General features: G+C 72.8%; 12 protein-coding genes and 1 pseudogene. 7 read left to right on the top strand and 6 right to left on the bottom strand.

Annotated features, from left to right (window positions below; translation table 11 throughout):
• Positions 1 to 880: 880 nt before the first annotated feature.
• The 6 genes from ACWEK3_RS08705 to ACWEK3_RS08680 all read left to right on the top strand — a co-directional run bounded on the left by ACWEK3_RS08705 (position 881) and on the right by ACWEK3_RS08680 (position 6,696).
• A complete protein-coding gene (locus ACWEK3_RS08705; RefSeq protein WP_453249276.1) occupies positions 881 to 2,002 on the top strand; it encodes a TraR/DksA family transcriptional regulator in 1,122 nt (373 codons plus the stop codon).
• Between the two features lie 61 nt (positions 2,003 to 2,063).
• Positions 2,064 to 2,777 carry a signal peptidase II gene (gene lspA, locus ACWEK3_RS08700; RefSeq protein WP_453249260.1) on the top strand — a complete coding sequence of 238 codons (714 nt, stop codon included), beginning with the start codon at positions 2,064 to 2,066 and terminating at the stop codon, positions 2,775 to 2,777.
• Between the two features lie 42 nt (positions 2,778 to 2,819).
• Positions 2,820 to 3,764, top strand: coding sequence for an RluA family pseudouridine synthase (locus ACWEK3_RS08695; RefSeq protein ID WP_390725345.1), 945 nt, complete (start codon positions 2,820 to 2,822; stop codon positions 3,762 to 3,764).
• On the top strand, positions 3,761 to 4,228 hold the full coding sequence (locus tag ACWEK3_RS08690) for a GNAT family N-acetyltransferase (protein WP_376553672.1): 468 nt from the start codon (positions 3,761 to 3,763) through the stop codon (positions 4,226 to 4,228). Before ACWEK3_RS08695 ends, ACWEK3_RS08690 begins: the two co-directional genes overlap by 4 nt.
• Positions 4,229 to 4,316: 88 nt before the next feature.
• On the top strand, positions 4,317 to 5,903 hold the full coding sequence (locus ACWEK3_RS08685) for a Na+/H+ antiporter (protein ID WP_450537900.1): 1,587 nt from the start codon (positions 4,317 to 4,319) through the stop codon (positions 5,901 to 5,903).
• A 52-nt stretch (positions 5,904 to 5,955) separates the two neighbouring features.
• Positions 5,956 to 6,696: an SDR family NAD(P)-dependent oxidoreductase gene (locus tag ACWEK3_RS08680; protein WP_450537901.1), complete on the top strand. Its 741-nt coding sequence runs from the start codon at positions 5,956 to 5,958 to the stop codon at positions 6,694 to 6,696.
• 160 nt (positions 6,697 to 6,856) lie between these two features.
• Here the strand turns inward: ACWEK3_RS08680 and ACWEK3_RS08675 are convergent, their stop codons facing one another.
• The gene (locus ACWEK3_RS08675; protein ID WP_453249259.1) at positions 6,857 to 7,948 is read right to left on the bottom strand and encodes a mechanosensitive ion channel family protein; all 1,092 of its coding nucleotides are present in this window, start codon (positions 7,946 to 7,948) and stop codon (positions 6,857 to 6,859) included.
• 149 nt (positions 7,949 to 8,097) lie between these two features.
• On the opposite strand from ACWEK3_RS08675, the gene ACWEK3_RS08670 reads away from it, so the two are divergent.
• Entirely contained in the window at positions 8,098 to 8,676 is a 579-nt protein-coding gene (locus tag ACWEK3_RS08670) for a dienelactone hydrolase family protein (protein ID WP_450537903.1), read from the top strand.
• 29 nt (positions 8,677 to 8,705) lie between these two features.
• On the opposite strand, the pseudogene ACWEK3_RS08665 reads toward ACWEK3_RS08670, so the two are convergent.
• The 5 genes and pseudogenes from ACWEK3_RS08665 to ACWEK3_RS08645 form a co-directional block, all read right to left on the bottom strand.
• Positions 8,706 to 10,155 (bottom strand): annotated as a pseudogene (locus ACWEK3_RS08665) (alkaline phosphatase D family protein).
• A 46-nt stretch (positions 10,156 to 10,201) separates the two neighbouring features.
• A complete protein-coding gene (locus ACWEK3_RS08660; RefSeq protein WP_453249258.1) occupies positions 10,202 to 10,393 on the bottom strand; it encodes a hypothetical protein in 192 nt (63 codons plus the stop codon).
• A 108-nt stretch (positions 10,394 to 10,501) separates the two neighbouring features.
• Positions 10,502 to 11,320, bottom strand: coding sequence for a thioredoxin domain-containing protein (locus ACWEK3_RS08655; RefSeq protein ID WP_390876167.1), 819 nt, complete (start codon positions 11,318 to 11,320; stop codon positions 10,502 to 10,504).
• Between the two features lie 86 nt (positions 11,321 to 11,406).
• Positions 11,407 to 12,105 carry a hypothetical protein gene (locus ACWEK3_RS08650; protein WP_450537904.1) on the bottom strand — a complete coding sequence of 233 codons (699 nt, stop codon included), beginning with the start codon at positions 12,103 to 12,105 and terminating at the stop codon, positions 11,407 to 11,409.
• Positions 12,106 to 12,174: 69 nt separating this feature from the next.
• Positions 12,175 to 13,491: a DUF2252 domain-containing protein gene (locus tag ACWEK3_RS08645; protein WP_453249257.1), complete on the bottom strand. Its 1,317-nt coding sequence runs from the start codon at positions 13,489 to 13,491 to the stop codon at positions 12,175 to 12,177.
• Between the last annotated feature and the right edge of the window lie 62 nt (positions 13,492 to 13,553).

Genomic DNA, 13,553 nt, shown 5'->3' with positions numbered 1-13,553 from the left:
GTGACCCGGATGGCGCGACGGTGCCGTTCGGATCGTAGGACGTGCGGCTGGTCGGATTACGTGGCGGCGAGCTGGGCACAACGCATGCATGCCGGCCGCGCGATCCGCGCGAGGCGGGCGAATCGGGCGGCGTGCCCCGTTGCCGCGGGACTCGAGTCGATTTATCGTCCCAGCACGATTCGCGAGCAAGATCACAATATGTGAAGGGGCCGCGGCCATGGTGGCGAAGAAGACCGCCGAGCAGTCGGCGTCCGGCAGGTCCCGGGGCACCATCCCCGATGCCGTCGGCGGCGCGGCCAGGAAGACCACCCGAGCGGCGGCCAGGGCATCAGGCACGGCCGCGAAGGAGGCGGTGGCCATGAAGGACAGGGTCACGCCGAAGCAGGCGGCCCAGGCCGGACCGGCGACGGGTCGCGGGCGCAGGGGCCCGACGGCCGGGGCGAACGCGGCCAAGCCGGCCGCGGCCATGCCGGGCCGGTCCCGGCCGGCCGGGACCGGGGCGGCGGCCGGGGAGGAACCGGCTGCCGCGAGGTCGGGCGAGGAGCGGAAGGGCACCCCGTCGGAGTCCGTGGGGGAGAGGCCGGCGGCGCTTCCGGAATCCGCCCGGGCGACTCCCGCGAAGAGCGCGCGGAAGACGACGGCGAAGAGGTCGGCCGCGAGGAAGCCCGTGGCGGGCAAGGCCCCGCCGGAGGCGGCGCCTGGGAAGCGGCCCGCCGCCGAGGAGCCCGGCTCCAAGGGCGCCCCGGCGAAGAAGTCCCCGAGCAAGCGGGCCACGGCGAGGAAGACCGCCGCCGAAGCCCCGGACGTGGGGGAGAAGGCCGCCGAGGGCCTCGGCACGGCGGAGGCAGCCGACAGGGGCGCCCGTGCCGGTCGGGCGGCCATGAAGAAGGCACCCGCCGAGCGGCCGGGTGCCGGGGCGGCGGCCGGCGAGGAAGCGGGCGCCGAGGAGACGACCGCTGGGCGTGCCGTGGGCGGGCACGCAGGCGGCGGGAGCGCGGGTGCCCACGGCGCTGCCGCTGAGAAGGCGGATGCCCGCAAGGCGGGCGGAAAGGGCTCTCTCGGGAAGGCGGTCGCCGTCGGCGGGGATGCGGCTGCCGGGGAGGTGGGCGCGCTGGAGCGGTCCGTCGGTGACGGGGCGGGTGCCGGCGAGGGGTCGGTGCAGGAGACGGTCGGGGCGGGGGCTGGTGGCCGGAGCGGCGCTGCCGCCGAGAAGGCGGGTGGAAAGGGCTCTCACGGGAGGGCGGCGGCCGGGGAGGTGGATGCGCGGGAGCGGTCCATCGGTGACGGGGCGGGTGCCGGTGAGGGCTCGGCGGGGGCGGGCAGGCGGAGGAAGGCCGGCAGGAGGGCGACCGCGGGGACGGTCCCCGACCGGGGCGGCGGGGCGGATACGGGGGCCCAGGGAGATGGGGACGGTGCGGGTCGCGTGGCGGCTCCTGGTGTCTCCGGGACGGGTGGGGGCAGGAAGAGGACGGCCAAGAAGGTGGGCGCGGCGCGGGCCGCGAAGCAGACGGGAGCCACGACAGTGGTTGCGAAGAAGACTCCTGGCACGGCCGCGGCGGCGAAGACCGCCGTGCCCAAGGCGCGCATCGCCGCGGCGGTGGAACCGGGCGACCTCCCGGTGCGCCCGGGTGAGGATCCCTGGACGCCGGAGGAGGTCTCGGAGGCCCGCGCGGAGCTGGAGTCCGAGATGCAGCGGCTGAGCACCGAGATCACCTCGTCCGAGGAGTCCCTCGCGGGCCTGATGCGGGACTCCGGCGACGGCGCGGGCGACGACGAGGCGGACACCGGCAGCAAGAACATCACGCGCGAGCACGAGATGGCGCTGGCCGCCAACGCGCGCGAGATGCTCACCCAGACCGAGCGTGCCCTGCAACGGCTCGACGCGGGCACCTACGGCCTGTGCGAGAACTGCGGCGACCCCATCGGGAAGGCCCGCATGCAGGCCTTCCCGCGCGCCACCCTGTGCGTGGCGTGCAAGCAGAAGCAGGAACGCCGGTACTGAACCGGGTGCGAGGCGTGCCGTAGTCTCGTCCTCAGTCAGGTACCTAGGTCAAGGGACTCACGTGGCAGAGGCGGAGCGCATCATCGGTACGCCGGACACTCCGGACGCGGCGGGAGCGGGGCGGCAGCGCCCCGGAGGCAACGCCGGGCGGGGCGGCCCGTCCGGCGCCGAAGGGGCACAGGCCCCTTCCGGCGGGCCCGGCACCGACGGCACGGCGGCGGGCGCGGACGGGACGAGCGGGACGCCGGCCGGCGCGGACGGACGGGCATCCGCCGCTGAGCGGCCCCGCGGCCGGCGCCGGATCGCCGTGCTGTTCACGGTCGCCGCCATCGCCTACGGCCTCGATCTGGCCAGCAAGATGCTCGTGGTGGCCAAGCTGGAGCACCGCCCGCCGATCCAGCTCATCGGCGACTGGCTGCAACTGGAGGCGATCCGCAACGCGGGCGCGGCCTTCGGCTTCGGCGAGGCCTTCACCGTGATCTTCACGGTCATCGCGGCCGCCGTGATCGTGGTGATCACCCGCCTCGCGCGCAAGCTCTACAGCGTGCCCTGGGCCATCGCGCTCGGCCTGCTGCTCGGCGGTGCGCTGGGCAACCTCACCGACCGCCTCTTCCGCGCGCCGGGCGTCTTCGAGGGCGCCGTCGTCGACTTCATCTCGCCCAAGCACTTCGCCGTGTTCAACCTCGCCGACTCGGCGATCGTATGCGGCGGCTTCCTGATCGTGCTGCTCTCCTTCCGCGGCCTGGACCCGGACGGAACCGTCCACAAGGACTGAGCCCGGGACGGGAGCACCGGACCGGTCCGGCATACTCGACGGGTGAGCACGCTTCCCGAGATCCGTACCCTGCCCGTGCCCGAAGGCCTGGAGGGCGAGCGCGTCGACGCCGCCATCTCCCGGATGTTCGGCTTCTCCCGTACGAAGGCGGCGGAGCTGGCCGCCGCGGGCAAGGTGCTGGTCGACGGCACGGTGGCCGTCAAGTCCGAGCGGGTGCGCGGCGGCGCCTGGCTCGAGGTCGAGATGCCGCAGGCACCCGCACCCGTGCAGGTGGTCGCCGAGCCGGTCGAGGGCATGGAGATCGTGCACGACGACGACGACGTGGTCGTGATCGTCAAGCCCGTCGGCGTCGCCGCGCACCCCAGCCCCGGCTGGTCAGGCCCGACCGTGATCGGCGGCCTCGCGGCGGCCGGCTACCGCATCTCCACCTCCGGCGCCGCCGAGCGCCAGGGCATCGTGCACCGCCTCGACGTCGGCACCTCGGGCCTGATGGTGGTCGCCAAGTCCGAGTACGCGTACACGTCGCTCAAGCGCCAGTTCAAGGAGCGCACGGTCGACAAGCGCTACCACACCCTGGTCCAGGGCCACCCCGACCCGACCAGCGGCACCATCGACGCACCCATCGGCCGGCATCCGAACCACGACTACAAGTGGGCGGTCACCGCCGACGGCAAGCCCTCCGTCACGCACTACGACCTGATCGAGGCGTTCCGCGCCGCCTCCCTGCTCGACGTCAAGCTGGAGACCGGGCGCACCCACCAGATCCGCGTCCACATGGCCGCCCACCGCCACCCCTGCGTCGGCGACCTGACCTACGGCGCCGACCCCACCCTCGCCAAGCGGCTGAGGCTGACCCGCCAGTGGCTGCACGCGGTGCGGCTCGGCTTCGAGCACCCCGGCGACGGCCAGTGGGTGGAGTTCGCCAGCGACTACCCCGAGGACCTCCAGAAGGCCCTGGACCAGGTCCGCGAGGAGACGTACGCATGAGCCTGCCGTACGAGGTGCGTGTCGCCGAGGACCCCGCCGACCGCGAGGCCTGCTTCGCGGTGCGCAAGGAGGTCTTCGTCGTGGAGCAGGGCGTTCCGCAGGACATCGAGTACGACGAGTACGACGCCCTCGCGGTGCACGTGCTGGCGGTCCGCGAGGACGGCGTGCCGCTCGGCACCGGGCGGCTGCTGTACGGCGCGGAGGCCGCCGCGAAGACCGGCGGCGACCCGGCGGTCGGCTCACTGGGACGGCTCGCCGTCACCGGGGACGCGCGCGGGCTGGGCGTCGGCGCGGCCCTGGTGCGCGCCATCGAGGACGCGGCACGCGCGCGCGGCCTCTCGGCGGTGGACCTGCACGCGCAGAGCCACGCGCTCGGCTTCTACGAGCGGCTGGGGTACGAGGCGTACGGACCGGAGTTCCCCGACGCGGGCATCCCGCACCGGGCGATGCGGCGCGCCCTGTAGTCCACGGGCGCGAAGCGGCCGGTGAGCGGGGTGGCGTGGCAGGCTTGAAGCCTGTCGTGTGTACGTCCGACGTCCCGGAGCGCTGAGCGTGGATCAGTTGGCCCTGCTGTTCGTCGTGTTGCTGGGGGCCGTGATCAGCGTCCCGGTCGGCGACCGGCTCGGGCTGCCCGCGCCGGTCCTGATGACGCTGCTCGGGGTAGGCCTCACGCTGCTCGACTTCGTGCCGAACGTCAACATCCCGCCCGGCCTGATCCTGCCCACCCTGCTGCCGCCGCTGCTCTACGCCGCCGTACGGCGGACGTCCTGGCGGCAGTTCGCGGCGAACAGACGGCCGATCTTCCTACTGGCCGTGGCGCTGGTGTTCGTCACCACGTTCTGCGTCGCCGTCGTCTCGCACAGCATCGTGCCGGGGCTGCCCATCGCCGCCGCGGTGGCCCTCGGCGCGCTGGTCGCGCCGCCCGATCCGGTCGCGGCGACCGCCGTGGCCGGGCAGCTGGGGCTGCCACGCCGCCTGGTGTCGATCCTGGAGGGCGAGGGGCTGTTCAACGATGTCACGGCCATCGTCCTCTACCACGTGGCGATCGCCGCCGCCGTCAGCGGGGAGTTCTCGGCCTGGCGGGCCGGGCTCGACCTGGTGCTGTCCGCGGTGGTGGCGGTGGTCGTGGGTCTGGCGCTCGGCTGGGGCGCGAACAAGTTGCTGGGTCTGCTGGGCGACGCGACCCTGCAGATCGGGCTGACACTGCTGGTGCCGTTCGCCTCCTACGTGCTGGCCGAGGAGCTGCACGGCTCCGGGGTCCTCGCCGTGCTCACCACCGCGCTGTTCCTGGCCGAGTACGCCTCCGACGCCGACGACGTGCTGACCCGGCTGGCCGGACACACCGTCTGGGACGTCGTGGACACGCTCGTCACCGGGGTCGCGTTCGGACTGGTCGGCCTGGAGCTGCACAACGCCCTGCGCACGGCGTCGGGTCGGTGGGGCGAGCTGCTCGGCTGGGCGGGCGTGGTGGTGGGCGTGGTGGTGTTGGTACGGCTGCTGTGGCTGCTGCCGGCGACCTGGTTCACCAAACGGCTGCACGCGCGGCGGGATCAGGACGAGGACATCCCCACGACCTGGCGGGAGACCGTCGTCATGTGGTGGTCCGGGATGCGCGGTGTGGCCTCGGTGGCGCTCGCGCTGGCCATTCCGCTGAAGACGGACAGCGGTGCGCCGTTCCCCGACCGGGGCGAGATCGTGTTCATCGCCTTCGCGGTGATCATGGCGACGCTCGTGCTCCAGGGGCTCACGCTGCCGTGGCTGGTCAAACGGCTGGGGGTGCGGGCGGACACCGAGCGGGAGAAGGCGTTCGAGGAGGAGCTGGCGGCCCGGGCGGCGCGGGCGGCCAGGCGGCGGCTGCGGGAGATCGAGGCGGTCGAGGAACTGCCGGAGGAACTGTCCGAGCAGATGCTGCGGCGGGCCTTCGACATCGGGCTGCGGATCAGCCCGCAGTGGGGGGAGGAGGAGCGCCGGGAGGGCCATGACAAGCGCGTACGGCGGCTGAAGCGGTTGCGGCGGATCCAGAGCGAGATGCTGAGCGCGGCGCGGCACGAGGTGCTGGCGGCGCGCCGGGAGCCGGGGGCCGACCCGGAGATCGTGGACCGGGTACTGCGCCACCTGGACGTACGCAGTCTGCGGTGAGCCGCGCTCGGCGTACGGGACCGGCCGGTGCCGTCTCGGTACGCTCGTGACCATGAGTCGCAACGTCGTCATCAGCGGGGGCGGAACGGGGATCGGACTCGCCGCGGCGCGGACCTTCGCGGCCGACGGGGACCGGGTGCTGCTGCTCGGGCGGCGGGGCGAGGTGCTGCACAGGGCCGGGGTGCCGGGCGCGCTGACGTTCGCCGCGGACGTGGGTGACGTGGCCGGGGTGCGGTCGGTCGCCCGGTTCGTGGCCGACGAGCTCGGGGCGGTGGACGTGCTGATCCACAGCGCCGGAGGGTCGGGGCGGCTGGAGCCGCGGGTGGAGCGGGAGGATCCGCTCGACCTCGTCGCCGACAACTGGTTGGTCAACTTCCGGATCAACACCCTGACCGCCGTGCTGCTCACGGAGGCCCTCAAGGAGCGGCTCGCCGAACCGGGCGGCCGGGTGCTGTTCCTCAGCTCCATCGCCGCCTACCGGGGTTCGGGCAGCGGCGCCTACGCCGCATCCAAGGCCGCCCTGCATCCCTATGCCCATGACCTGGCCCGCCAGTTGGGCCCGCGCGGGATCACGGTGAACCTGGTGGCGCCCGGGTACGTCGAGGACACCGACTTCTTCGGCGACGCGATGGACGACGCCCGCCGCGAACGGCTCATCGCCGAGACCTCCACCGGCCGCCCCGGCACCCCGGGCGACGTCGCGGCCACCCTCCACTGGCTCGCCTCCGCGTCCGCCGCCCACATCACCTCCCAGATCATCCAGGTGAACGGCGGCGCAGAACGCGGCCACTGACCCCGCGGTGCGGCCACGGCCACGTCCCGCCCGGCGGCCGACGATCACCACGGCCGCTCCACGGTGGCCGAACCCGCTCCCGGCAGCGCACACCTGCCGACCGGGGGAGCCCGCGACCCGGACGCCGGACCGGCCCGCCCGGTCCGCGTGGGGCGGGAGGTCAGCCAGAGGCTGTTTGGGAATTGTTGAAGGCGGGGTGGGGCGTGCCGTCGTGGGGTGGTGTGGCGTTGGCCGTGGTGACGCGGGGGAGGGCGTAGGGGTGCTGTTCGGAGAGCCAGCGGAGCATCTGCTCGCGGACCACGACCCGTACCGTCCAGATGTCGTCGGCGTCCTTCGCCGTCACCAGCGCCCGTACCTGCATCGTGGTCGGCGTCGTGTCCGTCACCACCAGGTTGTAGGCGCGGCCGTCCCAGGCCGGGCACTCGCGCAGGATGTCGCGCAGCTTCTCGCGCATCGCGTCCATCGGCGCGCGGTGGTCGAGGTGGAAGAAGACGGTGCCGGTCATCTGCGGGGTGCCGCGCGACCAGTTCTCGAACGGGTTGGACGTGAAGTACGACACCGGCATGGTGATCCGGCGCTCGTCCCAGGTCCGTACCGTCAGGAAGGTCAGCGTGATCTCCTCGACCGAGCCCCACTCGCCGTTGACGACCACGGTGTCGCCGATCCGCACCATGTCGCCGAAGGCGATCTGCAGCCCCGCGAACATGTTGCTCAGCGTGGACTGCGCGGCGACACCGGCGACGATGCCGAGGAGGCCGGCCGAGGCCAGCAGCGAGGCACCGGCCGCGCGCATCGCCGGGAAGGTCAGCAGCATCGAGGCCGCCGCCACCACGATGACCACCGCCGAGACCACGCGCATGATCAGCTCGACCTGGGTGCGCACCCGCCGCACCCGGGCCGGATCCCGGTGCTCCCGGGCGTTGGCGTAGCGCGTGTACGAGGTCTCGACGATGGCCCCCGCGATCCGGATCACCAGCCAGGCCGCCGAGCCGATCAGCACCAGGGTCAGCGTCCGTCCGACGCCGACCCGGTGCTGCTCCAGCAACTGGGTCTGGTCGTAGGAGCCGCGCAGCAGGGCGGCGCACAGCACAAGCTGGTAGGGGACGCGGGCACGGCGCAGCAGGCCCCACAACGGTTTGTCGTGGTGCCGTTCGTCGGCCTTGCGCAGCAGCAGGTCGATGGCCCAGCCGATGACCAGTGTGAGGACGACCGAGCCGCCGACAACGATCAGAGGGCGGAGTACGTTCTCCATGCCTGCGAACCTAACCTGCGACGCGCGGTGTGAACATGTGTGGACGTGAAGATCGCGGGTAGGGCGGGGGTGGTGTGACGAGACTCTCTTCGGGCGCACGCGCACCGCGGTGGGCCGACGCCTTCCTGACCGGCTGGCACCATGGGCCCATGAACATCGTGCTCTTCCACTCGACCTACGGCCTCAGACCCGCGGTACGCCAGGCCGCGGACCGGCTGCGTGCCGCCGGGCACGAGGTGTGGACGCCGGATCTCTTCGAGGGCCGTACGTTCGACACCGTCGAGGAGGGCAGGGCCTGCCAGGAATCGATCGGCAAGGACGAGCTGCTCAAGCGGGCGGTACTGGCCGCGGCGCCCTACTCGGAGCGGGGCCTGGTCTACGCCGGGTTCTCGTTCGGGGCCGCCACCGCGCAGACGCTCGCCCTCGGCGACGACAAGGCCCGCGGACTGCTCCTGCTGCACGGCACCTCGGACGTCGCGCCGAACGCGAGCGCCGAGGGCCTGCCCGTCCAGCTGCACGTGGCCGAGCCCGACCCGTTCGAGCCGGACGACTGGCTGAGCGCCTGGTACCTCCAGATGGGCCGGACCGGCGCCGACGTGGAGGTCTACCGCTACGCCGGCGCCGGTCACCTCTACACCGACCCCGACCTGCCGGACTACGACGAGGAGGCCGCCGAGGCCACCTGGCGGGTGGCGCTCGGCTTCCTCGCGGAGCTCGAAGCCGACTAGGGCTGTCGGCCAGCACTGCCGACCAGGGCTCAGACCGGGTCGTAGGTGCGCTCGATCTTCTGCGTGCCGCTGCGTGTGCGGTACGAACGGGTCCAGGCCGAGGTCGCGTTCGGGCTGGTGCGGTCGGACAGCACGTAGTAGTCCGTCTGCGCGCGGTCGGCGGTCAGGTCCAGCACGCCGTAGCCGTGGCGGTCGGTGTCGACCCAGTGGACGTGCCGGTTGGCGGCGCGGATCACCGGTGCGGCGATCGCCGAGACCGTGCCCTCGGGAACCTTGACGAAGTCGTCGAGGTTGTCGGAGGTCACCGAGGTGACCACGAACTCCGTGGCGGCGGACGCCGACAGCGGGTACGTGCCGGCGTCCACCGGGACGTCGTTGGCCTACGCCATGTGGATGTCGCCGGTCAGGAAGACGGTGTTGCGGATGGCGTTCGCGCGTAGATGGGCCAGCAGTTCGCGGCGGTCGTCGGTGTAGCCGTCCCACTGGTCGGTGTTGACGGCCAGGCCCTCCCGCGGCAGCCCGAGCAGCTCGGCCAGCGGCCTCAGCAGGTCCGCGGAGAGCGCGCCGATGGCGAACGGCGCGATCATCACCGAGTTGCCGACCAGCCGCCAGGTGGTGTCCGACGCCTTCAACCCGGCCTTGAGCCAGTCGAGTTGGGCGCGGCCGGTGATCGTGCGGATTGTCGACCGAGCCGCTGCCCGTGGCGGCCTGCTGCGAGCGGAAGGAACGCAGGTCCAGCAGGGACAGATCGGCCGGCTTGCCGAAGCGCAGCCGCCGGTAGGTGGTGCCCTCGACCGCCGTGCGCATCGGCATCCACTCGAAGTAGGCCCGGCGGGCGGCCGCCGCGCGGGCGGTCCAGGTCCCCTCGGCGCCCTCGGTGTGGTTGACCGCGCCGCCCGACCAGGCGTTGTCCGCGAACTCGTGGTCGTCCCAGATGGCGATGACCGGGGCGCTGTGGTGCAGCGCCCGCAGATCGGGGTCGGTCCTGTACGTCGCGTGCCGGGTGCGGTAGTCGGCGAGGGTGAGGATCTCGTGCGCGGGGACGTGCGGCCGTACCACCTTGCCGCGGGCCGCGAACTCCCCCGACTCGTACTCGTAGATGTAGTCGCCGAGGTGCAGCCAGGCGTCGAGGTCGCTACGGGCCGCGAGGTGGCGGTAGGCCGCGAAGTGGCCGGCCTCCCAGTTGGCGCAGGAGACCACGCAGAAGCGCAGGTTGGCGACGGCGGCGTCGGCGGCGGGCGCGGTGCGGGTGCGGGCGATGGGGGAGTCGGCGCCCCCGGCCGAGAAGCGGAACCAGTAGTCGGTGGCCGGGCGCAGCCCCCGGACGTCGGCCTTGACGGTGTGGTCGGAGGCGGCCGTCGCGGTGGTCGAGCCCTCGGCGACGACGTCGGTGAACCCCCTGTCCCTGGCGACCGCCCAGCGCACCTCGGTGTCCGGGCCGAGCCCGGACACGCGTGCCGCCTCGGGGACGGGGGGCACCCGGGTCCACAGCAGGATGCCGTCCGGTGGGGGTCCCCCCACGCCCTCAAGGCAGTGGGGGAGGATCGCCGGAGGCGACGCCGTGCAGGAAGGCGGGCGCACCGGTGGTGGCGCGTGCGGGCAGCGCGGCGGCGAGCGGGCCCGCCAGCACGGCGCCTGCCGCCGCGGCCTTGACGAACGTACGGCGGCGCGCGACGGGTGGGTCGGCGCTCTCGGGGTGGCTCTGTCGACTGGTCACGGGCGATCAGACTACTGACCGGTAAGTGCGAAGAGCGGGCGAACCGGAAAAGGTTGGCCCGCTCTTCGCACGGGATTCACGGCGGCGGCGGTGCCGCCCGCCCGGGGATCAGCCCTTGAGGGCCGCGTCCACCGCCGCGTTGAACTCGTCCACCGTCATCGGCGGGTTCTGGGTGCCGGGCGTGGTCACCTTCTTGCCGTCCATGACCAGGCTCGGGGTGCCGTCCACACCGTCCTTGTTGTTGTCGAAGGTCTTCGACATCGCGACCGCCCAGGCGTCGTACTTGCCGCTCTTGACGTCGTTGCGGAACGACGCGTTGCCCTTCAGGGCCGGCACGGTGTCCGCCACCTTGATGAGGTAGTCGTCGCTCTTGAACTTGTCGTCGGTCTCCTCCGGGTGCCACTGCTTCGAGTACAGCGCGGCCTTGTACTCGAGGAACGCCTCGGGGCTGACGTTGAGCGCGGCGCCCATGGCGCTCATCGAGTTCTTGGAGCCCTCGCCGTTGTCGTGGTTGTCGATGAAGGTGCCGCCGATGTACTGGAGCTTGAACTTGCCGTCGTCGACGTCCTTCTTGACGGTCGCGCCGACGGTCTCCTCGAACTGGCCGCAGATCGGGCAGCGCGGGTCCTCGTAGATCTTGAGGGTCTTCTGGGCCGAGCTCTTGCCGATGACCACGGTCGTGCCGTCGGTGCCGGTGGTGTTGGCCGGGGCGACGACCTTCTCGTCCTTCACGGCCTCCCAGTGGCTGGGCTTGTTGGCCTGGACGACGGCGTAGCCGATGCCGCCGGCCGCCGCCAGCACGACCACGACCGCGGCGGCCACGGTTATCTGCCGCTTGACCTTGGCCCGCTTGGCGTCGCGTTCGCGCTCGGCGCGCAGCCGCTCCCGGGCCGCCGTCTTCGCCGACTGGCTGTTGCGCTTGCTCATGATGGTGTTCTCCTGTGGGACGCGCAGCTTCGTGCGCGGGGTGCGAATGGGGGACTGGTCGTGCTCGGGGGGCCCAGGGGAGTCGCTCAGACGAGCGCGAGGGCGTCCGGGCACGGCGGTCCGCGCCGTCCCAGGGAGTGCACGAGGATGCGGGCGCGCAGCGCGGCGATCCGCGGCGCGGGACGCGCCGGCCGGCCCACCGAGCGGGTGCCGCGCACCGTGACCGCCGCCACCGCGAGCAGCAGCGGCCGGAAGGTCGTGGCGGCCACCGCGCACAGCAGCTGGGCGAGCGCCCGCTCGCCGCGGCGCAGCCAGCCGGCCGCGACCAGGCCGACGCCGACGTGCGCGGCCAGCAGCAGCCAGGCCGTGGCCGGGTCGGCGTGTGCGAGCAGGGCGGTCAGCCGGCCGGTGTCGGTGCCGGTCATCTGGGCCAGCGGGGTGCCGACGTCGGTGTGCCCGCCGCACAGCACGTCGAAGCCGACCGAGCGCAGGGGACCGGCGACCGGGCCGCCCGCGGGGCCGTAGCAGAGGTGCTGGCCGGTGGTGAAGACGGTGTCGGCGGCCAGCTCCAGCGGGACCAGCAGGGCGGCGATCCGCCCGAAGCCGCGCTCGCGGCCGGCCAGGGCGTAGGAGAGCAGGAACACGGCGACCGCGACCGCGGCCACCGTGTTCAGCGGCAGCGGGACCTGTGACAGCAGCACGTGCGACGCGGTGCTGAGCGTCACGACCACGGCCGTGAACAGCGCCGCGCGCACGGCTCTGAGTTTGGTCCCTGATATGTCCATAGCGAGACAAGAGTCTGTCATGTGGGCCGGTAAGGGACCCCTAAAGGGTTCCTGTGTGCGGCCCATCCGTCACAGACCCGGAATCCCTCCGTTGCGGAGCAGGTCCACGAAGATGCGGTGGTCGTCACGCGCGCGTGCGCCATAGGCGTGCGCGAAGTCGACGAGCAGCGGCGCGAAGCCCTCCTCGTCGCCCGCGATCGCCGCGTCGATGGCCCGCTCGGTGGGGAACGGCACCAGCGACTCGCCCGAGGTGTCGTCCGCCGCCGCGTGCATGGCGGCCGTGGCCCGGCCCAGGTCGGCGACCACCTGCTCGATCTCCTCCGGGTCGTCGACGTGGTCCCAGTCCAGGTCCACGGCGTACGGCGAGACCTCGGTGACCAGCCGGCCCGCGCCATCCAGCTCGGTCCAGCCCAGCCACGGGTCGGTGTGCGCCTGGAGGGCGCGCCGGCAGACCACCGTGCGGTGGCCGTCGTGCCGGAAGTGGTCGTGGATCGCCTGGTCCGTGATGTGCCGGGCGGCCGCCGCGGTCCCGGCCCGCTGGATGGAGATCACCACGTCGTGCTCCAGGGCGTCGCTGTGGCCCTCCAGGAGGATGTCGTACGACAGTCCGGCCGGGCCGATTCCGTGGCGGCCGACGACGTCCTTGACGCGGTAGGACTCCGGGCGGGCCAGCGACGCATCCGGCAGGGTCTCCAGATAGCCGTCGAAGGCCGCGAGGACCTTGTAGCGGGTGGCGGCGTCCAGCTCGACCGCGCCACCGCCGGGCACGAAGCGGCGCTCGAAGTCGCGGATCTCGGTCATCGACTCCAGCAGCCCGGCACGGGTCAGCGAACGGGCGTCACGCAGCGCGTCCAGAAGGGGGCCGTCGGCGGTGTCCAGCGTGAAGGGCGGCACCTCGTCGCTCTTGGCGCCGGTGGCCAGGGCGTGGATCCGGTCGCGGTAGGCGGTCGCGTAGAGCGTCACCAGCTCGGTGATCCGGTCGTCACTGAGCGCCTTGGCGTACCCGACGAGGGCGAGGGAGGCGGCGAACCGCTTGAGGTCCCGGGTGAAGGGGCCGACGTAGGCCTCGTCGAAGCCGGTGGCGCTGAAGACCAGCCTGCCGTTGGCGTCCATGCAGGTGCCGAAGCTCTCCGTGTGCAGGTCGCCGTGGATCCACACGCGCGAGGTGCGGTCGTCCAGGTAGGGTCCGCCGCGCCGGTCGGCGTCCAGGTCGTGGTGGAAGAGACAGGCCGTGCCCCGGTGGAACGCGAGGGCCGAGGCCGCCATCCTCCGCAGCCTCATGCCGTACGCGGCCGGATCGTCGGCCAGGAGCTCGCCGAAGGCGGTGTCGAGGACGGCGATGATCTCCTTGCCGCGCTGCTCGTCGCTGAGCTGGGGGACCGACATCGCGGAGTGCCTCCTGGTGCAGGTGGTGCATGACGTGTGGAGTGGGTCCGGCTTGGGCGTTC

The organism is Streptomyces sp. NPDC004721 (assembly GCF_053601495.1).
The sequence above is the reverse complement of the archived record's forward strand: the minus strand, read 5'-3'. Positions and strand labels throughout refer to the sequence as shown.